This window comes from Streptomyces sp. NPDC002867, from assembly GCF_053591895.1.
In genome coordinates this window covers 122,220-141,493 of the sequence record NZ_JBSFUR010000009.1, presented here as the reverse complement: position 1 = coordinate 141,493, position 19,274 = coordinate 122,220, and the positions used below count along the sequence as shown (strand labels likewise).

Genomic DNA, 19,274 nt, shown 5'->3' with positions numbered 1-19,274 from the left:
CAGCCGGTTTCCGCAGGCCGCTGGCGCGGGGCCCTCCTTACGCGCGACCATGGTCCCGACGGTTCCCGCCGTCGAAGGAGGGCGCGCGCATGTCCGGTTCGACGAAGGTCATGGGAGTGCTGACCGTCGGGTCCCTCGTGGCCGTGACGGCCTACACGGCGGCACTCGGCAGCAACGGCTGGCTGTGGTTCGGGTGGGTGGTGCTCGGCCTGGTGACCCTCGGCGTGGTCGCCTCGCGGAGCACCTGAGGCCGGCGCCGGCCGAGGGCGTCAGAAGCGGAAGACGGCCCCGGTCGCGGCGGCCAGTTCACACGCGTTCGAGAAGGTCTTGTGCCAGGCGGTCGGCCGGCCGCGCCAGGCGCCGGTGGCGCTCACCGTGACCGGGTCGTACTGCTTCGTGCACGGGTGCGGCTCGCCCGGCAGGCTGTCCAGGTCGCCGCCGGCCGCGTCGAGGGCGGCGCAGGCGCCGACGGCGTCCGGGTGCGGGCCGCTCGGCACGGGGCTGCAGTGCAGCAGCACACCGCGGATCCAGGTGTTCTCCGCGCCCGAGACGGTGAGGAACAGTCCATGGCGCGGGACCGGCTTGTCCACCCGCTCCGGCGCCTGGGACGCCGCGGCGGGGAGGGCCGAGGGGACGGCTGCCACGACGGCGAGAAGGGCCGCTGCGGCGAGGGCTGCGGTGCGGTGCATCCGGTGCCTCCTGACGGGGAAGCCGGCACGCGGCCGGTACGGGGTTCGGGCGAGCCATAGAGCACCCTTCCGCCGGGCCCGCCGCAACGCGCCACGCCGTGCCGCAGCGCGGACGGGTGCACCGGATTGGCCCGGACGGCTCCGCCGGGCCGCCCCTTCGGCCGTTCCCCTTCCCCTCGCCGGAGCCACCTGTATGCCTCCGGCGGACTCGGGAACCGTCTTGGGCGCATTGTCGTACTCCGACGCCGCCCTGCCGCTCGCGCGCGCCACCGCTGTCGCGCCGCCCCGGATCGCGATGATGTACGGCGTCCGCCGCCGCCCCCTGCTCCGCCGCCTCACCGGTACGCGGGACTCAGGAACGTGCGGGTCCACGACGACCGCCACGAGGGCGGCCGCCCTCACCGACGCCCCGACTGCCTTGGCCCGACGGCCTGTTCACCCCCTGACACGGCGCGCGCGTCCCGGCGTGAGCACGCCGCACTCCACCCCCGGCTCACCTGGGAAGGAATGGTTCATGCAGCGCAGAGTGTGTCCGACCGCGCTGTGCGCGACGACGGTCGTGCCGAGCACGGCCGGAGTCGCGCACAGCGGACCGGTCGCCCGTCACATGTGCCGGTTGGCGTAGTAGTGCTCGACGAGCTGGAGGTAGCTCAGGTCCTCCTCGTGCCGGCCGCTCTCGAACGGCGGCGAGTCCTTCACCTCGGCCTTGGTGCAGGACAGGTGGACGACCTCGTCGGAGGTGTCGATGCGCGAGACGACGCCGGCGGGGACCAGCACACGGCGACCGAGGATCCACGGCCCGGTGTCCACGACGAGATACGACCTGCCCACCTCCTCGGTGTGCTTGTCGACCTTGCCGATCGAGCCGTCGGTCGCCTCGACCGAGAATCCCACGAGCTCCGCTCCCGGCACGTACGCGGCGGTCTCCGGGTAGCCCCAGATGTCAGCACCCATCTCGGCCTCCTCACCTGGCCCGACAGTCCCCGTCCCACCGGCGCGGGTACCCGGGTATGGCACGCTCACACGGCCCCGTCCGCCGACCGGGTCAGTGCCGGTGGCCGGACTCCTCGTCACCGCCTGCGGGTGTCCGCTCGGTGGCGGGGGCCCCGGCGTGGACCGTGAAGGCCGCGGTGCGGACCTTGCCCTCGCGCCGGAAGTCGAGGAAGAGGCGGTAGGCGCCGTTGCTCGGCGCGGTGGCGGTGAAGGAGATCTCCGGCCCGGGCTGCGTGGCGCCGTCGCCGGGCTCGCCGTTCGGATGGACGTGCAGGTAGGCGAGGTCTCCCGAGCGCAGGGCCACGAGGTGCCCGTAGGCGCCGAGGTAGGGCTGCAGGTCGGTGACCGGCTCGCCGTCCTTGGCGACGCCGAAGAGCAGTTCGCTGCCCGTGCCGGGGCGGAGGCCGCCGGTGAGGGTCACCTCGTAGCCGTCGACGGCGGCAGTGGCGCTCGGCGCGGGCAGCGGATCGGGGTCGGCGGGGCCGGACACGGCGAGGTCGGCGCCGAGCGTGAGGGCGCGGGCGCCCTTGATGTCCGGGGTGAAGTCGGCGAAGACGCGGTAGCCGCCGGCCTCGGGGAGCCGGACCGGTACGGACCAGGTGCCGTCGGCCGCTCGCACCGGGTGCAGGTGCCGATACGTCGTCAGATCGCGCGACGCGACGATCAGATGCAGCTCCTTGCCGTGCTCACGGCGGAACGCGGTCACGCGGCGGTCCTTCTTTTCGTCCACCACGGCGAAGCGCAGTTCGGTGTTCCTGCCCGCCTCCACGCGCTGCGTCTCGAGGTCCAGCCTGAGGCCCGCCTCGGACACCTGGAGGCCCCCCGGAGCGGACGGTGCCCCTCCGCTCTCGTCCGCGTGACCGTCGTGGCCCCCGCGCGCCTCGTCCTGACCCTCGTCCGTGTGATCGCCATGCCGCGCCGGCTCCGCCTCGGCCACCACGGGGTCCATGCCCTGGCCGACGGCGTAGGCGGTGCCGAAGGCCGCGGCGAGTGCCGCCGCGAAGGCGGTGATCCTGACGCCCGTGTTCATGACCCACTCCTCGATCGGGGCCGCCCTCCGCGACCACACACCCTCAGTATACCCCTGGGGGGTATAAAGTCAACCCGGTTCGGAGCTCGCGGATACGGGTGCCCGGTATGCGCCGCGGCCCCCACGCCCGCAGGCATGGGGGCCGCGGCGCGGCGCGGAGCTCAGGCCGCCCAGACGGGACCGAACCCGGCCAGAGCCTCGATCGCCTGGCTGCTGCGCGCGAACACGACAAGGCGGGTGCCGCCGACGTCGGCGTTCGCCTCGAGCACACGGCGGGCGGGCGCGCTCGGCGTCACGACCGCCATCAGCACCTGCAGCCGACTGCACAGGAGGTGGGCACGCAACACCGTGCCGAGCGCGGCGGCGCTCACCGCGGAGGCCGCCGGCACGATCACCACAGGGGCCGGCATGTGGGCCTTGACGAGGGACGCGATGCCGTGCGCCACGGCGACGCGATTACCGAGGCACACGTCGTCGTGAAGCGTGATGACCAGAACTCCGCGCTCGATCGTGTGGTGCAGCATCACGAGCCTCCGTCCGCTCGGCGGTTTCACCGCTTCCGCCGTATCGAAGGTGCCCGGAACCGCTAGGACAATGCGCCGTGTGCGCACTCACTCGGCGTACGGGCACCCCCGGCCCGGACGGCGTCACGGCCGTTTCACCGCCTCAAGGTGCGCGAAGACCACCAGGTTCTCGGTGTAGTCCTGCGCCTTCTTGTCGTACTCGCCCGCGCAGGTGATCAGCCGCACCTGTGCGTCAGGGGTGTCGGCGTACACGCGCTTGTTGGGGAAGTCCTCCTTGCTGAAGGCCTCGACGGAGTCGACGACGAAGGTGGCGACCGAGCCGTCCTCGCGGCTGATGTCGATCTTGCTCCCCCGCTTGAGCTTGCTGAGCTGCATGAAGACGGCGGGGCCCGTCTTGGTGTCGAAATGGCCGGCGACGATCGCCGTGCCGCGTTCGCCGGGCATCACGCCCTCCTCGTACCAGCCGACCAGATTGCTGTTGTTCGCCGGCGGCGCCTCCAACTGGCCCGACTCCTCGAGGGACAGGCCCGTGAAGGGGGCGTCGACGGCGATCTCCGCGATCTTCAGCCGTTTCGGTTCGGCGGGTGGCAGCTCAAGGCCCTTTTCCTCGGCCTTGGCGGACGGTGACTGGACAACGGCGGGTGCCGAGACCACGGGCTGAGCAGGGGGCTTGGCGTCCGTGGAGGTGCCGAAGGAGTTGAAGACCAGCAGGAAACCCAGAGCGACGGCCGCGGCAGGCCAGAGCAAGGCGCGTCCGAGGGAGCGGGGGGCGGATGCGGTCTGCGACTGCACGAGGGGAGGCTGCGCGGACATGCGGGTTCGTTACCTTTCACTGCCTGACGACGTGGTGAGGGCCGGGCGGGGCGCCGATGGGGGCGCGGGCCGCCGACCGGGCTCGGAAGCGGCGACGTCGCGGCCGCCGTCCCTGGGGGCGGCGGCCGCGACGGGCGTGGGCCGGGTACGGCCCGGGGGCGTCAGGCCGCGGCGGAGCCATTCGCGCCACGGCGGCGCAGCATGTACGCACCGGCACCGAGGCCGCCGAGCAGCAGGACCGAACCGGCGGCAAGGCCGCTACCGGAGACGGCCGCGCCACCGCCACCGGTGTGCACACCGCCGTGCGGCTTGTCGTGGTCCTTCTTGTCGTAGTCCTTCTTGTCGTAGTCCTTCTTGTCGTAGTCCTTCTTGTCCCACTTCTTCTCGGACGAGTAGTCGTCCTTCTTGTCCGAGTGGTCGTCCTTCTTGTCGGAGTACTCGTCCTTCTTGTCGCTGTCCGAGTCGTCCTTGTTCCAGTCGTCCGCGTTCATACGGTTCAGCGCACCGCCACCGGTGTGCACACCGCCGTGCGGCTTGTCGTAGTCCTTCTTGTCGTAGTCCTTCTTGTCGTAGTCCTTCTTGTCGTAGTCCTTCTTGTCGTAGTCCTTCTTGTCGTAGTCCTTCTTGTCGTAGTCCTTCTCGGAGTGGTCGTCCTTCTTGTCCGAGTAATCGTCCTTCTTGTCGGAGTACTCGTCCTTCTTGTCGCTGTCCGACGAGTAGTCGTCCTTGTCCTCGTCGGCAGCCACACGCGCCAGCGCACCGCCACCGGTGTGCACACCGCCGTGCGGCTTGTCGTGGTCCTTCTTGTCGTAGTCCTTCTTGTCGTAGTCCTTCTTGTCGTAGTCCTTCTTGTCCCACTTCTTGTCGGAGTGGTCGTCCTTCTTGTCGGAGTACTCGTCCTTCTTGTCGCTGTCCGACGAGTAGTCGTCCTTGTCCTCGTCGGCAGCCACACGCGCCAGCGCACCGCCACCGGTGTGCACACCGCCGTGCGGCTTGTCGTGGTCCTTCTTGTCGTAGTCCTTCTTGTCGTAGTCCTTCTTGTCCCACTTCTTGTCGGAGTGGTCGTCCTTCTTGTCCGAGTAATCGTCCTTCTTGTCGGACGAGTAGTCGTCCTTCTTGTCGGAGTACTCGTCCTTCTTGTCGCTGTCCGACGAGTAGTCGTCCTTCTTCTCACTGCTCGAGGAGGAGGAGTCATCCCAGTCGTCGGCGGTGATCACGGCGTAGGCCGGACCGGAGATCGCAAGGGCCGCCGTGGCAACGGCCGAGGCGAGCAGGATGCGGGCAGAGCGCATGGTGAGCCTTTCCTTTCGCCGCGACTGCGAGGGCCGACACGTCGTCGGCTCGTCTCATCGCAGTGGCGACGTGATTCACCGTCAGCCCATTCGCGGTCGGCCACCACTGGAGAGCCTGGCATCCGGGCGACATCATGGGCCCGAAGAGTGACCCTCGGTGCGATATTCACCCGGGGGACTGCACGCCACGCCGAGGCCAGGTTTGGCCTGGCGTCACGGCTGAAATGCCGGCGTCCCGGCCGCTTCCCCCGCGGCTTCCCTCACGTCGCGCGCCGCCCCAGAGCGTCCACCGCGGCGATCACCCGGTCCCAGAACCTGTCGGCGTCCAGACCGACCGCCACCTGCGCGTTCACGGGCCGGCCGGTGTAGCGGTGCAGGTCCACCACGGTCGCTCCCCGCGTGTACCGCCCGCACAGCTCGACGGCCACATGCGCGTCCACACAGCGCACCGTCGCGGGGTCGATGACGCGGGCCACGGCCACGGGGTCGTGCACCGGCGGCGCGGGGAAGCCCCACAGCCGCCGGTACGTGGACGCGAAATAGGTCAGCAACTCGACGCAGGTTCGCGCGAGTTCGGTGTCCAGGGCCTCCAGGCGGGCCAGTACGGCGGGGGTGGCCAGGGCCTGGTGGGTCACGTTCAGCCCGCACATGGTGACCGGCACGCCGCTGGTGAGGACGATGTCGGCGGCCTCCGGGTCCACGTGGACGTTGAACTCGGCGGCGGGTGTCCGGTTGCCGCGCTCGGTGGAGCCGCCCATGAACACGATCTCGCGGATGTGCGCGGCGACGTCCGGGTACCGGGTGAGCAGCAGCGCCACATTGGTCAGGGGCCCGGTGGGGACGAGGGTGACCGGTTCCGGATGCCCGGTCAGGACGCGGTGCATCAGCTCCACGGCGTGCTCCGGAACGACGTCCACGGCCGGGGCGGGGAACCGCGGGCCGTCCAGTCCGGAGGCGCCGTGCACGTCGTCCGCGACCGTCAGGGGCTGCACCAGGGGTCTGGCGCAGCCGGCCGCGAGGGGGACGCCGGTGATGCCGGCGACGGTGAAGACCCTGCGGGCGTTCAGCGTGGTCTTCTCGACGGTCTGGTTGCCGGCGACGGTGGTGACGGCGAGCAGGTCGACCGCCGGGTCGGCCGCGGCGAGCATGAGGGCGATGGCGTCGTCGTGCCCGGGGTCGCAGTCGATGATGAGGGGGACGGACACGGCTCTCCTCGGCTCGCGGGGCGTGGACGCCCTCAGTCTCTCCTCACGCGCCGCGCTTCCCGTGCTCCCCCGTCCGGGACATTCCGGCTCCCGCCATCACGGCGCAGCCCGGACCGCACGTTGTCGATCTCGAGGCGCCTCGCGCCGCCGTCCGACCGGCACCTGCCCGCTTAGGCCTATCGGCCGACAGAACGGGCCAGGCGGATTACCCGCTTGTAGCGTCGCATTCGCGGGCGCCGGACGGCCCCGTATCGACGCTTGCCACATTCGCGGAGGCGGACCGACAACCGAAAGGGCAACGGGCTGATGCTCAGTGAGACGACGTCGAAGGTGACTTCGGGAACGATTTCCCTCGCAGCCGCCCTTGCCTTCGCCATAGCCGCTTCGGCCCCTTCCCAGAATCCCGCCCCCCGTCCGGCTTCGGCTGTTCCTTCCGTTCCGGCCTCGCCACCGGCCCACGCTCCCGCAGCCTCGCGCGGCACGTGGAATGCGGGAACCGCCGTGCAACGGCTCGAGGGCGAGCCCATCCGATGCGCTTCCGCGAAACCCCGGCTCGCCCAGGCCCTGACCCGGGATATAACCCGATCCCTGGCCAGTCGCGAGAGCCGGGTCTCGATAGCGCTGTACGACCGGACCACGCACACTTCCTGCACGTACCGCGCCGACGAACACTACGACTCGGCGAGCATTGTCAAACCGATCGTCCTGGGAGCGCTGCTTCACGCCACGGGCGGGGAACTTTCCGAAGAGGAGCAGGTTCTCGCCAGGAAAATGATTGTGCACTCGGACAACGCATCGACGTATGTGCTGTGGGACCTCGTGGGCCCCGACAACATCCAGGATTTTCTGGACGCCGCCGGAATGACGAACACCATCATCGACGAAGCCGGTTTCATGGGCCTGACGCAGGTCACCGCCCGGGACCAGGCCACCCTGCTCGAACTGCTCACCGGCGAGGACGATGCGGTCCTCGGCGAGGAAGAGCGCGCCTACATCCTCGGACTCATGCGCGATGTGCAGGAGGATCAGCGCTGGGGAGCGCCCGCCGGGGCGCCCGCGGACGCTGCCGTCCAGGTCAAGAACGGATGGCTTCGGCGTTCCGACAAGAACCTCAAGGACCCCTGGGACCGCGGGGACTGGAAGGTCAACAGCATGAGCGCGCTCACCGGGCGGGCCTACGACTACGGCCTGGTGGTCCTCACCGAGAACAACCGGGTCCCCGGGGACGAGCACCCGGATGCGGGGTGGGCCTACGGCATGGACACGATCGAGGGCGTGGCGAAGGCCGTCCACCGGAACCTGTACCCCGGCCGGTGAGGCAGCGGGCGCCTCGGCGTCGCGGCTCGACGTGTGTGAACCGCCGAGGCTCCACGCTCGGCGCCCTGGCGTCCTCGTTTCCCCGCCCGTAGAAAGGACTGAGGGCCATTGCTCCACGTCCCTGGCCAATTCGGGGGAAGTGGAAGAGCATTCCCCTGAAGAGGTTCCCGACCCTTCGTCAGACATGCCGGCAGACACCGGACAGGAAGGGGCCGTACGCGACATGCCTGTGCGTCAGGTTCACCATGAGCCCTGACGCAGAGCCGGTGAGCCTCCCGACCTGGTCGGGCTACGATCGATCGCCGCGGACGCGCCGAGATGGGAGAGAGCCACCGTGTTCTACTACGTGCTCAAGTACGTCCTTCTGGGCCCGCTGCTGCGGCTGCTGTTCCGCCCCAGGATCGAGGGACTGGAGCACATCCCCGCCGAAGGTGCGGCGATCGTCGCCGGGAACCATCTGTCGTTCTCCGACCACTTCCTGATGCCGGCGATCCTCAAGCGGCGCATCACCTTCCTGGCGAAGGCCGAGTACTTCACCGGGCCGGGCCTCAAGGGCCGGCTGACCGCCGCGTTCTTCCGCAGCGCCGGCCAGATCCCGGTGGACCGCTCCGGCAAGGAGGCCGGGCAGGCGGCCATCCGTGAGGGCCTCGGGGTGTTGAGCAAGGATGAGTTGCTGGGCATCTACCCGGAGGGCACCCGTTCGCACGACGGCAGGCTCTACAAGGGCAAGGTGGGTGTCGCGGTCATGGCGCTCAAGGCCGGTGTGCCGGTGGTGCCGTGCGCGATGGTGGGCACGTTCGAGATCCAGCCTCCGGGTCAGGTGCTCCCGAAGATCAAGCGGGTCACGGTCCGGTTCGGCGAGCCGCTGGACTTCTCGCGGTACGCGGGCATGGAGAACGAGAAGGCGGTGATCCGGGCGGTCACCGACGAGATCATGTACGCCATCCTCGAACTGTCCGGCCAGGAGTACGTGGACCGGTACGCGGCCGAGGTCAAGGCGGAGCAGCAGGAGCAGGAGCAGCCGCGGCTGAAACGGTTCCCGGCGCGGCGCAAGTGTTAGGCCGGGCCGTGCACGGCAGGAGGGGCGGCCGGTGTCCGGCCGCCCCTCCCGTTCGTCCGTGTCCTTACGGCTTCGGCGTGGCGTGCGGCTCGCACGTCACGTCGCTGCTGTCCAGCTCGCCGCTGAGCAGGTACGCGTCGACCCGGTTGTTGACGCACGGGTTGACCAGGCTGGTCACACCGTGGGACCCGGCGTCCTTCTCGACGATCAGGCGCGAGCCCTTGAGCCGCTCGTGCAGCTCGACGGCGCCTTCGAAGGGGGTCGCGGCGTCACGGGTGGCCTGCACGATGAGCACGGGCGGCAGGCCCTTGCGGGTGCGCACCTCGACCGGGTTCTGCTGCTTGACGGACCAGGTCGCGCACGGCAGGTTCATCCAGGCGTTGGCCCACGTCATGAAGGGGTGGTCCCGGTGGAGGCGGGTGTTGTCGCGGTCCCACTTCTTCCAGCTGGTGGGCCACTTGGCGTCCGCGCACTCCACGGCGGTGTAGACCGCGTTGCCGTTCTCCGATCTGATGTTGCCCGCGGTGTCCGACAGGTCGGGCGCGGCGGCGTCGACCAGGGCCTGGGTGTCACCGGCGAGGTACTTGCTCCACGTGCGGGCGACGGGCACCCAGGCGGAGTCGTAGTACGGGGCGCTCTGGAAGAAGCCGATGAGTTCGGCCGGGCCCACGACCCCGCCGATCGGGTTCTCCTTCGCGGCGGCCCGCAGCTTCACCCACTGGGCCTCGACCTTCTCGGGGGTGTCGCCGATGTGGAAGGCGGCGTCGTTCTTCGCGACCCAGGCCTTCCAGTCGTCCCAGCGCGTCTGGAAGGCGACGTCCTGGTCCAGGTTGGCCTGGTACCAGATCTTCTCCCGGGACGGGTTGACGACGCTGTCGACGACCATCCGGCGGACGTGGCCGGGGAACAGGGTCGCGTACACCGCGCCGAGGTAGGTGCCGTAGGAGACGCCCAGGTAGTTGAGCTTCTTCTCACCGAGTGCGGCCCGGATGACGTCCAGGTCGCGCGCGGTGTTCGGCGTGGTCATGTGCGGCAGCATCCAGCCGCTGCGCTCGGCGCAGCCGTCCGCGTACTCGGCGGCGAGCTTGCGCTGGGCGAGCTTGTCGGCCTCGCTGTCGGGCACCGGGTCGGGCTTGGGCGCCTTGACGAACTCCTGTGGGTCGACGCACGAGATGGGCGTGGAGTGGCCGACGCCGCGCGGGTCGAAGCCGACGAAGTCGTACGCCTTCGCGGTCTTGGCCCACAGCGGGTTCTTGCCGGTGACGCGGACCGGGAAGCGCATGCCCGAGCCGCCGGGGCCGCCCGGGTTGTAGACGAGTGCGCCCTGGCGCTCGTCCTTGGCGCCGGTGTTGCCGATACGGTCGACGGCCAGCCTGATCTGCCTGCCGTCGGGCCGGCTGTAGTCGAGGGGTACGGTCACCCATCCGCACTGGATGGGCTTGGCGAGCCCCCAGTCCTCGGGACAGTCCGCCCAGTCGATTCCTCGCTCCGCTGCCCGCTCCGCGGCGATCCGCGCGCCGCGGGCCTCGGACCAACCGTGGTCACGGTTGTCGGCGTTCGCCGCCGGTGCCGCGATGGCACCGGCCATGAGCGTGCCCGCTATCAGAGTGCCGGCCGAGCCGAGCACTGCTGTGCGTCTCACGTGGAAACCTCCCCCTGCTGCTGTTGTCGTAAGGCTCCGGGGGATCCTTTCGCCAACTGGGCAGCGGGGACAGTCCGTACAGGTGTTCTTTACCGAACCAATAACCGGTGAACGGTTTCCGCTCAGCGGTGCAGATCCGGGGCGGCCTCGGCCAGACCGTCGTCGAGCAGCCGTCTCAGGGCACGCGCGTCGGCGGCAACGGCCGTGACGAGGACGGCGGGTCCGGCCAGCTGTGCGAGTGCGGCGGTCGGTCCGAGCAAAAGCGGTTCACGTGGTTTGTCGGCGTATGCCGGGTCCACGACGAGGAGTTGGCCGACGGCCCGGTGGCCGGCGAGAACGGCCGGGCCGTCCCAGCCGCCGGGCGCGCCGGGACCGCAGGCGAGCTCCGTGTCGAGCAGGAGGCGGCCGGAGCGGTGGACGGTGAGGCGCGTCACGAGCGTGCCCGGCTCCTCGCCGTGGCGGCCGAGGATCTGCTCCTCGCGCAGCACCAGCCGTGCGCCGGGGGCGAGTTCGACGCGGGTGCGCTGGTGCAGGATGCTCCCCCTGGCCGCGACGAGCTGCTCGGGCAGCCAGTGCAGTACGGAGTCCTCCCCCGCCTTCAGGGTCACGTCGTAGCGGGCGTGCTCGCCGGTGGGTCCGGGCAGCGCGATGGTCGCGGCGGCGGAGTCCACGGTGAGGCGGGCTCCCTCGCGCACCTCGGCCTCGATGGCGAGCCGGTCCCCGCCGAGCGGCGCGCTCATCGCGCCGACGAGGGTGACCTTGCTGCCGGGACCGGTGGCGCGGGTACGGCGCAGGGCGAGCGGCCCGTCGCTGACGAGGACGGGCAGACCGGTACGGTCGGCGACGACGCGGGCTCTGGCCTCGATGCTCATCCGGCGCGCTCAGGCGGTCCAGGCGGCCAGCCGCGCCCGCACCCAGTCGGCGACCGGGCGGACGCCGTCGCCTTCGCGCAACGAGGTGAACGCGACGGGCAGTTCGCCGCGCTGCTCCTCGGCGTCGCGGGCCATGCGCGCGAGGTCGGAGCCGACGTACGGCGCGAGGTCGGTCTTGTTGACGACGAGCAGGTCGGCGGTGGTGACGCCGGGGCCGCCCTTGCGCGGGATGTCGTCGCCCCCGGCGACGTCGATCACGAAGATCTGGGCGTCGACGAGCCCTTTGGAGAAGGTGGCGGTGAGATTGTCGCCGCCGGACTCGACGAGAACCAGGTCGAGCGGGCCGACACTGTCCTCCAGGTCCTCGACCGCTTCGAGGTTGGCGGAGATGTCGTCGCGGATCGCGGTGTGCGGGCAGGCTCCTGTCTCGACGGCCTGGATGCGTTCGGGCGGCAGCACGGCGTTGCGCAGCAGGAACTCGGCGTCCTCGCGCGTGTAGATGTCGTTGGTGACGACCGCGATGGAGAACTGGTCGCGCAGGGCGGTGCACAGTGCGGCGACGGTGGCGGTCTTGCCGGAGCCGACCGGCCCGCCGAGCCCGATCCGCAGGGCCCGCCGTGTGCCGTCGGGACGCACGGCGTCGGCGCCGACGGCGGATGCGCCGGCCTCGTCATGGCTGTGATCGAGATGCATGGGGTGCGGCTCCTTGGTGCGGGCGTCTAGGACGCGAAGAGGCGTACGGGCCAGGTCGCGTGCTGCTCGGCGGTGATGTCGAGCAGCGGGGCGGACGCGGCGGGAAGGGCGTCCACTCCTTCGTGGGCGGCCTCGGCGGCCCGGGCGGCGACCTCGTCCATCTCGGGTGCGAGGCGGGCGAGGACCGCCGTGGCCTGGAAGGGGTCGAGGCTGAGGAGCCGTACGGCGGCGGTCGCCGGGCCGCTGACGGTCTCGTAGACGATGCAGTGGGCGGCGTCGTACGGTCCGAGACCGGCTGCGCGGGCGGCGGTGCCGAGCACGATGGGCTGGTGCGTCCCGCGGGGGAACGCGGCGGCCAGCGCGTCGAGTTCGGGCCCCGGCCAGGCGGCGCGGGCGGCGCGCATCATCTGGCGCCCGAGCTTGCGTGCGGCGCCCCGCAGGGCGGGTGAGGGCGTACGCGCGTCGGCGGCGCGGTCGAGCTCGGCGGGGTCGTGCCCGAGGGCGGCAGCGGCGGCGAGCGCGGCGGAGGTGAGGCCGGTGGTGTGCAGACGCCCGCGGCAGAAGTCCGCGAGTCCTGCGGCGTCCCGGATCCGCCCTTCCCGAACGGCCGGCTCGGCGCCGCCGGAGTGCGCATGCCCTCCTGCGGGGAACCGCCCGTCGGCCAGCACGAGCAGCGCGGCGCGGCTCATGCGCCACCCGCCATGGCTGCGTAACGGGCCATCCCGCGCCCGGGGCGCGAGCCCCGCACCGGGCTTCCGTCGAACCCGGCGCACGACGGGGCACCGGTGCCGGGCCGGGGCGCGGAAGCGGTCGGGGGCCGGTCCTGCCCGCCGTCCCCGGGACGCGGGCACGCCGCGGGGCGGGCGCCGGCGCACGGGAACGCGGCCGTCGGAGCCGGGAGCGGCGCGGGCGCAGCGGTGGGCACCTGTGGTGTCTTCGGTGGGCGCATCAGAACAGGAAGTACCGCTGCGCCATGGGCAGTTCCGTGGCGGGGGCGGGCTCGACCGGCTCGCCGTCGATCGTCACCGTGAACGTGTCCGCGTCGACCTCGACCCGCGGCAGTGCGTCGTTCTCCCGCATGTCCGCCTTCGTGATCCGCCGCGTACTCGTGATGGGTACGAACGTCTTCGCCAGCCCCAGCCGTTCCGGAAGGTCGTCCTCGATCGCCGCCCGGGCCACGAAGTTGAACGACCCGTGCGCCGCCGCGCGCCCCAGCGCGCCGAACATCGGCCGCGGCATGACCGGCTGCGGTGTGGGGATGGAGGCGTTGGCGTCGCCCATCTGCGCGTACGCGATCTGCCCGCCCTTGATGACGAGTTGGGGCTTCACTCCGAAGAACGCCGGCTCCCACAGCACCAGGTCCGCCAGCTTCCCGGTCTCGACCGAGCCGATCTCGTGGGCGAGTCCCTGCGCGACCGCCGGGTTGATCGTGTATTTGGCGACATAGCGACGGACACGGTGGTTGTCGGCGCGTCCGTCGCCGGGCAGTGCGCCGCGCCGCTTCTTCATCACGTGCGCGGTCTGCCAGGTGCGCATGACCACCTCGCCGATGCGGCCCATGGCCTGCGAGTCGGAGGAGACGATCGAGATGGCGCCGAGGTCGTGCAGGACGTCCTCGGCCGCGATGGTGGAGGGCCGGATGCGGGACTCGGCGAAGGCGAGATCCTCGGGCACGGCGGGGTTGAGGTGGTGGCAGACCATCAGCATGTCGAGGTGTTCCTCGATGGTGTTGACGGTGTGCGGCCTGGTCGGGTTGGTGGAGCTCGGCAGCACGTGCGGCTCGGACACCACGGTGATGATGTCGGGCGCGTGGCCGCCGCCCGCGCCCTCGGTGTGGTACGCGTGGATCGTGCGGCCGGCGATGGCGGCGAGCGTGTCGCCGACGAATCCGGCCTCGTTCAACGTGTCGGTGTGGACGGCGAGTTGGGCGCCGGTCTCGTCGCACACGGTCAGGCAGGCGTCGATGACGGCAGGGGTGGCGCCCCAGTCCTCGTGGATCTTGAACCCGAGCGCTCCGCCGCGCAGCTGCGCGTGCATGGCCTCGCGCGACATCGTGTTGCCCTTGCCGAGCAGGCCGATGTTGACCGGGTACGTGTCCAGGGCCTCGAACATCCGGGCAAGGTGCCAGGAGCCGGGCGTGATGGTGGTGGCCTTGGTGCCCTCGGCCGGTCCGGTACCGCCCCCGACGAGGGTCGTCACGCCGGTGGCGAGCGCCTGGTCGACGAGGGTCGGCGAGATGAAGTGGACGTGGGCGTCGACCGCCCCGGCCGTCAGGATCTTCCCGTTGCCCGAGATGATCTCGGTCTCGGGCCCGATGACGAGGTCGGGGTGAACGCCGTCCATGGTGTCGGGGTTGCCGGCCTTGCCGATGCCCGTGATACGCCCGTCCCGGATGCCGATGTCGGCCTTGACGACGCCCCAGTGGTCGATGACGACGGCGCCGGTGACGACGGTGTCGGGGGCTCCGTCGGCCCGTGTCGCACGGGACTGGCCCATCGACTCCCGAATCACCTTGCCGCCGCCGAACACGGCCTCGTCGCCGGCCCGGCCGGGGCCGCCGGAGCGGTCGTCCTCGATCTCGACCAGCAGATCGGTGTCGGCGAGGCGGATGCGGTCGCCCGTGGTGGGCCCGAAGAGATCCGCGTACACGGCGCGGTCCAGCTCAGCCATCGAGGTGACCTCCGGTCTCCCCGCGCAGTCCGGCGACGATGCGGCGACCGGCCAGCGGGACGAGTTCGACGTCGACGGGGATGCCCGGCTCGAACCGTACGGCGGTGCCGGCCGCGATCGCGAGCCGCTTGCCGCGGGCGGCCGCCCGGTCGAACACCAGGCCCGGGTTGGCCTCGGCGAAGTGGTAGTGGGAGCCGACCTGGACGGGCCGGTCGGCGGCGTTGACGACGGTGAGGCGGGTGGTCTCACGGCCTTCGTTGAGCACGACGGGCTCGTCGGCGAAGAGGATCTCTCCGGGAATCATCGGCTCCGCCCCTCAGACGATCGGGTCGTGGACGGTGACGAGCTTGGCGCCGTCCGGGAAGGTGGCCTCGACCTGGACGTCGTGGATCATCTCGGGGACGCCTTCCATGACGTCGGCACGGGTGAGCACCTTGCGCCCCGAGGCCATGAGTTCGCCGACGGTGCGTCCGTCACGCGCTCCTTCGAGGATGTGTGAGGTGATGAGGGCGACGGATTCGGGATGGTTCAGCTTCACCCCGCGCGCCCTGCGCTTCTCGGCCACGTCGGCGGCCACGTGGATGAGAAGTCGTTCCTGCTCGTGCGGGGAGAGTTGCACGCGTCCACCTCACTGTCGTCCGGCCCGGGGGCGTGTGGACCCGTGCCCAGGCCACCGCGGTGTCGACCTGGGCACGGGCATCTCACGACCAGGGGGTGAACGTTAGGACGCAAGTTTTTCCGGCGCGTTAACTGATCCGGGGATCCGGCCGTCGACCGATCTGGGGATCCTGCATGGACATCAGGGCGCGCAGCCCCTCCTCCAGCACCTCGACGCGCACATCGCCGAAGAGCGCCTGCTGGGCGATGAAGCCCTGGGCGGTCGCGATGAGCGTGCGCGCGACGTGGTCGGCGTCCACGTCCTTCTCCATCAGGCCGGCCGCGCGGTAGGCGACCACGAGCTCGGCCCACGCCAGGCGCATGGCGCCGTATCCCTCGGTGAGCGTGGCGGCCAGCGTCTCGTTGCGCAGGGTCTCCGTCCACACCTGGACGACGAGCCGGGCGAAAGCCGTCGCGTCGCCGCCGGGCGCCTCGTCGATCACCAGCCTGCGCAGAACCCGCCCGAGGAGCACATCGGGCGTGGGCGGCGGGGTCGTGCGGGCGGCGTCGTCGAAGGCGGCTCGGATACCGCCGAACGCCTCGTCGGCGATGGCCTCGATCAGCTCCTCCTTGCTGCGGAAGTAGCGGTAGACCGCGCCTGCCGAGAGGCCCGCCTCGCGGAGGATGTCCTGCATCGACGTCGCGTGGAAGCCGTTGCGGGCGAAGCAGCGGGCGGCGCCGTCGAGGATCTGCCGCCGACGGGCATCGAGGTGTTCCTGGGATACGCGTGCCATGGCGGCCAGCTTAAAACGAACGTTCCTTCTTGCCAAGGAACGACCCCGGGGCGACAGTGGCGTGAAAGCAAAACGAACGATCCTTCTCTTTACGGGAGCCTCTCATGCGTGCCACACCCACACGCCGCATGGTCGCTGTGACGACCCTGATCCCGGTCATGGTCGCCGTGGCCCTGTGGGCCTTCGCATGGCCCGCGGCCCGTACCGCACCCCGCGACGTCCCCGTCGGTGTCGCCGGCCCCGCCGCCGCGGCGACCGGGATCGAGCGGGGCTTCGAGCAGCGCGCGGGCGCGTTCGAGATGCACCGGTACGAGGACGAGACGGCCGCCCGGGCCGCTGTCGAGGACCGGGTCGTATACGGAGCGGTCGTCGCGTCCCCCGAGGGCCTGATCCTGCTGATCGCGCCCGCGGGGAGCCCCGTCGTGGCGCAGATGCTCGAGGAGGCCGTGACCGCGGCCGCGCCGGACGGCGCGCGGGTCCAGGTGGCGGACGTGGTCCCGCTCCCCTCCGGCGACCCGCGCGGCAGCGCCCTCGCGGCGAGCGCACTGCCCCTCGCGCCGGCCGGGGTCGCGGCCGGGGCGCTGGTCACCGTGCTCGGTGTGCGCGGGCTGCGCGGCGCCGCCGCGCTGACAGGTGCGGCGCTGCTGGTCGGCGTGACAGCGGCCGGGATCGCGCACAGCCGGCTGGGCGTACTGGACGGCAACTGGTGGGCCGAGGCGGGGGCGCTGGGCCTGACGGTCCTCGCCGTCGGCGCGTCCGTCGCCGGGCTCGGGGCGCTGCTGGGGATGCCGGGCATCGGTGGAGGCGCGCTGCTGATGATCCTGATCGGCAACCCGTTCTCGGGTGCGTCGAGCGCGCCCGAACTGCTCCCGGACCCGGCCGGCGTGATCGGACAGTGGCTGCCACCGGGCGCGGGGGCGTGGCTGCTGCGCTCGGTGGCGTACTTCGACGGGCAGGGGATCGGATCGGCCCTGCTCACACTGTCGCTGTGGGCGGCCCTGGGTCTGATCGCGGTCGTCGCCGCCCCCCGCCTCCGCCGCACCCCGGCCCCGACGGCCTGACGCCCCGCCCTCGGAACCGGCCGCGTGCCCCCCGCTGTAGCGGACGGGGAGGCACGCGGCCTCTTTCCTGCGCAGTGCGGCGCGGGTCGCCTGGCACCGGTCGGGCTCCACCGGGAGCGGGCGCCGCTGAGCCCGGACGGGATGCAGGCGGCAAGGAGGGTGCGGCGCAGAGTGCCACCGAGCGCGACGGGGAGCCGCCGCCGGGTGCTCAGGCGCGGCGGTCGTCGCCCGGGCGGTGGTGCTCGGCCGCCAGGCCGAACCGGCCGCGTTCGCCGCCAGCGGACGACGACGAGCCGAGCGACGAGACGGAGCGGATCACCTGCTCCTCCGCCGCCTCCCGTTCGCTCTCCAGTCGCTCCAGGTCAGCCGCGGAGACCAGCGCCACGAGCGGCTTCCCGTGACGGGTCACGACGACGCGCTCCCCGCCATAGACGACGCGGTTGATCAGTTCGGCGAGCTCTGCGCGGGCTTGCGTCACCGGAATCTCGTAGGCCATGCTCCCCATCATAACGGCCTGTACGTCCTGTACATTTTTTACAGAACGCAGCTCGACCGACTCCGACGAGAGGCATGCCATGAACCGTCCTGCCGCCCGCTACGTCCTGCCCGAGTTCACCGAGCGCACCAGCTCGGGCACCCGCACCCTCGACCCGTACTCGAAGCTGCTCGACGAGCGAATCGTCTTTCTCGGTACCGCCGTCGACGACACCGCCGCGAACGACGTCGTCGCCCAGCTGCTGCACCTCGAGTACGCGGCCCCCGATCAGGACATCTGCCTGTACATCAACTCCCCCGGCGGCTCCATCAGCGCCATGACCGCGATCTACGACACCCTGCAGATCATCACCTGCGACATCGCCACCACCTGCCTGGGCCAGGCCGCTTCGACAGCCGCCGTGCTGCTCGCCGCGGGCACCCCGGGCAAGCGGTCGGCGCTGCCCGGCGCACGTGTCGTGGTCCAGCAGCCCGCCGTGGAGGAGCCGTTGCGTGGCCAGCCGTCCGATCTTGAGATCCACGCCGCCGAGTTGCTGCGCCTGCGGGAGCAGCTGGCGGCCATGCTCGTGCGCCACACCGGACAGGGCGCCGAGCACATCGCGGCCGATCTGGAGCGGGACAGGATCTTCGACGCCGAGGCGGCGAAGGCATACGGCCTGGTGGACCACGTCATCGGGAGCCGCAAGGCCTCGCCGGCCGGCGCGAGGTGAGCGAAGCATGCTGCTCCCGGAGCTGCCACCGCTCCCCGGGCTGACCCGCGCGGAGGCGGAGTTGATCGACAGGTATCTCGAAGTGGTCGATCTGCTGGGGCGGATCAACCCGGCGCGGGTCACCCACACCTACGGCGCGCTGCGCGCCGCGCAGGCGCTGGTCGGGCGGGCGACCGCCCTGAAGGACGCCCTGACGCTGATGCACCTGCGCGGTGAGAACGAGGTCTACGCGGACACGCTCGCCGAGGCGCTGCGGATTCTCGACGGGGAACGCAGGGCGAACCGGGTGACCATGCCTCCGGCTTCGACGAGTTGACGGTCGATCCGCTGCTTTCCGCCAACGGGGCCGCGGTTTTCGTACCCCGTTCGGTGGAGCTTCGGCGACGTTGTTCCGTGCCGCAGGAGTTGCGCCACGCGCACCACCGATTTGGCGGAGTCGAACGGCTTCCGCGCTGGTACGACCATGATTCCGCGTCAGGCGAGGCGACCGCCAACACCCCTGTCCACCCGAACAGATCAGTCGTGATTGGCTTCACAAAAGCCGTTTCAACTCGGAAATCGGACATCCATGAGTGACGATCACTGGGACGACAAGCCCCCGCCACCTTGACGGGGCGGTCCGGGCGGACGCTGAATCCTGCCGCCGCACCGGACGACTGGTCGACAGAAGTGCATCGGCAGGAGTGGAGGACCCGAGCAGCACGGGGTGACCGGTGATCCCGGTAGGCCCCTTGGGGTGAAGCCGCTTCGGCGGCCGGGCGTCTTCGCCAGTCCGAACCCGACAGGTCACCCTTCACAGGCGGCTGACGAAGGGTTG

At 71.0% G+C, this 19,274-nt stretch carries 22 protein-coding genes and 1 riboswitch; of the genes, 6 read left to right on the top strand and 16 right to left on the bottom strand.

The genetic code is table 11. The features are described from left to right. Window positions 1-89 precede the first annotated feature (89 nt). Window positions 90-248 carry a hypothetical protein gene (locus ACWD0A_RS11875; RefSeq protein WP_307716723.1) on the top strand — a complete coding sequence of 53 codons (159 nt, stop codon included), beginning with the start codon at window positions 90-92 and terminating at the stop codon, window positions 246-248. A gap of 21 nt (window positions 249-269) precedes the next feature. Here ACWD0A_RS11875 and ACWD0A_RS11870 read toward each other — a convergent pair whose 3' ends face one another. From ACWD0A_RS11870 to ACWD0A_RS11840, 7 genes are all read right to left on the bottom strand, one after another. Beyond that, a complete protein-coding gene (locus ACWD0A_RS11870; RefSeq protein WP_451297064.1) occupies window positions 270-689 on the bottom strand; it encodes an SSI family serine proteinase inhibitor in 420 nt (139 codons plus the stop codon). A gap of 603 nt (window positions 690-1,292) precedes the next feature. Then, window positions 1,293-1,643, bottom strand: a complete 351-nt coding sequence (locus ACWD0A_RS11865; protein ID WP_451297062.1) for a PRC-barrel domain containing protein — start codon at window positions 1,641-1,643, stop codon at window positions 1,293-1,295. 91 nt (window positions 1,644-1,734) lie between these two features. After that, window positions 1,735-2,712 carry a hypothetical protein gene (locus ACWD0A_RS11860; protein ID WP_451297060.1) on the bottom strand — a complete coding sequence of 326 codons (978 nt, stop codon included), beginning with the start codon at window positions 2,710-2,712 and terminating at the stop codon, window positions 1,735-1,737. A 161-nt stretch (window positions 2,713-2,873) separates the two neighbouring features. Beyond that, the gene (locus ACWD0A_RS11855) at window positions 2,874-3,323 is read right to left on the bottom strand and encodes a hypothetical protein (protein WP_451297058.1); all 450 of its coding nucleotides are present in this window, start codon (window positions 3,321-3,323) and stop codon (window positions 2,874-2,876) included. 36 nt (window positions 3,324-3,359) lie between these two features. Then, on the bottom strand, window positions 3,360-4,049 hold the full coding sequence (locus ACWD0A_RS11850; protein ID WP_451297056.1) for a class F sortase: 690 nt from the start codon (window positions 4,047-4,049) through the stop codon (window positions 3,360-3,362). 161 nt (window positions 4,050-4,210) lie between these two features. Beyond that, entirely contained in the window at window positions 4,211-5,341 is a 1,131-nt protein-coding gene (locus tag ACWD0A_RS11845; protein WP_451297054.1) for a hypothetical protein, read from the bottom strand. A gap of 260 nt (window positions 5,342-5,601) precedes the next feature. Beyond that, window positions 5,602-6,546 (bottom strand): nucleoside hydrolase, encoded by a 945-nt coding sequence (locus ACWD0A_RS11840; RefSeq protein ID WP_451297052.1) that lies wholly within the window; start codon window positions 6,544-6,546, stop codon window positions 5,602-5,604. A gap of 306 nt (window positions 6,547-6,852) precedes the next feature. On the opposite strand from ACWD0A_RS11840, the gene ACWD0A_RS11835 reads away from it, so the two are divergent. Then, the gene (locus ACWD0A_RS11835) at window positions 6,853-7,863 is read left to right on the top strand and encodes a serine hydrolase (protein ID WP_451297050.1); all 1,011 of its coding nucleotides are present in this window, start codon (window positions 6,853-6,855) and stop codon (window positions 7,861-7,863) included. A 334-nt stretch (window positions 7,864-8,197) separates the two neighbouring features. Continuing rightward, window positions 8,198-8,923, top strand: coding sequence for a lysophospholipid acyltransferase family protein (locus tag ACWD0A_RS11830; RefSeq protein WP_307716715.1), 726 nt, complete (start codon window positions 8,198-8,200; stop codon window positions 8,921-8,923). Window positions 8,924-8,987: 64 nt separating this feature from the next. Here the strand turns inward: ACWD0A_RS11830 and ACWD0A_RS11825 are convergent, their stop codons facing one another. From ACWD0A_RS11825 to ACWD0A_RS11790, 8 genes are all read right to left on the bottom strand, one after another. Next, entirely contained in the window at window positions 8,988-10,565 is a 1,578-nt protein-coding gene (locus tag ACWD0A_RS11825; protein WP_451297048.1) for an alpha/beta hydrolase, read from the bottom strand. A 122-nt stretch (window positions 10,566-10,687) separates the two neighbouring features. Next, complete coding sequence (locus ACWD0A_RS11820) at window positions 10,688-11,437, bottom strand: urease accessory protein UreD (RefSeq protein WP_451297046.1); 750 nt, start codon at window positions 11,435-11,437, stop codon at window positions 10,688-10,690. A 9-nt stretch (window positions 11,438-11,446) separates the two neighbouring features. Then, window positions 11,447-12,130, bottom strand: a complete 684-nt coding sequence (ureG, locus tag ACWD0A_RS11815; RefSeq protein WP_451297044.1) for an urease accessory protein UreG — start codon at window positions 12,128-12,130, stop codon at window positions 11,447-11,449. A gap of 26 nt (window positions 12,131-12,156) precedes the next feature. Then, window positions 12,157-12,819: an urease accessory protein UreF gene (locus ACWD0A_RS11810; protein ID WP_451297042.1), complete on the bottom strand. Its 663-nt coding sequence runs from the start codon at window positions 12,817-12,819 to the stop codon at window positions 12,157-12,159. A gap of 259 nt (window positions 12,820-13,078) precedes the next feature. Then, window positions 13,079-14,800, bottom strand: a complete 1,722-nt coding sequence (locus ACWD0A_RS11805; RefSeq protein WP_451297040.1) for an urease subunit alpha — start codon at window positions 14,798-14,800, stop codon at window positions 13,079-13,081. Further along, a complete protein-coding gene (locus ACWD0A_RS11800; RefSeq protein WP_451297038.1) occupies window positions 14,793-15,104 on the bottom strand; it encodes an urease subunit beta in 312 nt (103 codons plus the stop codon). Before ACWD0A_RS11800 ends, ACWD0A_RS11805 begins: the two co-directional genes overlap by 8 nt. A 12-nt stretch (window positions 15,105-15,116) precedes the next feature. After that, window positions 15,117-15,419, bottom strand: a complete 303-nt coding sequence (locus ACWD0A_RS11795) for an urease subunit gamma (RefSeq protein WP_451297036.1) — start codon at window positions 15,417-15,419, stop codon at window positions 15,117-15,119. A 127-nt stretch (window positions 15,420-15,546) separates the two neighbouring features. Then, window positions 15,547-16,191: a TetR/AcrR family transcriptional regulator gene (locus tag ACWD0A_RS11790; protein ID WP_451297034.1), complete on the bottom strand. Its 645-nt coding sequence runs from the start codon at window positions 16,189-16,191 to the stop codon at window positions 15,547-15,549. 104 nt (window positions 16,192-16,295) lie between these two features. Between ACWD0A_RS11790 and ACWD0A_RS11785 the strand changes: the two genes are divergently transcribed. Continuing rightward, window positions 16,296-17,252, top strand: a complete 957-nt coding sequence (locus ACWD0A_RS11785; protein WP_451297032.1) for an ABC transporter permease — start codon at window positions 16,296-16,298, stop codon at window positions 17,250-17,252. Window positions 17,253-17,460: 208 nt separating this feature from the next. Here the strand turns inward: ACWD0A_RS11785 and ACWD0A_RS11780 are convergent, their stop codons facing one another. Further along, window positions 17,461-17,748, bottom strand: coding sequence for a type II toxin-antitoxin system Phd/YefM family antitoxin (locus ACWD0A_RS11780; RefSeq protein WP_451297030.1), 288 nt, complete (start codon window positions 17,746-17,748; stop codon window positions 17,461-17,463). Between the two features lie 79 nt (window positions 17,749-17,827). Here ACWD0A_RS11780 and ACWD0A_RS11775 point away from each other — a divergent pair, with 79 nt between their 5' ends. Both ACWD0A_RS11775 and ACWD0A_RS11770 read left to right on the top strand, forming a co-directional pair. After that, complete coding sequence (locus tag ACWD0A_RS11775; protein WP_451297028.1) at window positions 17,828-18,457, top strand: ATP-dependent Clp protease proteolytic subunit; 630 nt, start codon at window positions 17,828-17,830, stop codon at window positions 18,455-18,457. A gap of 7 nt (window positions 18,458-18,464) precedes the next feature. Continuing rightward, entirely contained in the window at window positions 18,465-18,773 is a 309-nt protein-coding gene (locus ACWD0A_RS11770) for a hypothetical protein (RefSeq protein WP_451297026.1), read from the top strand. 344 nt (window positions 18,774-19,117) lie between these two features. Then, window positions 19,118-19,274, top strand: a riboswitch (cyclic di-AMP (ydaO/yuaA leader).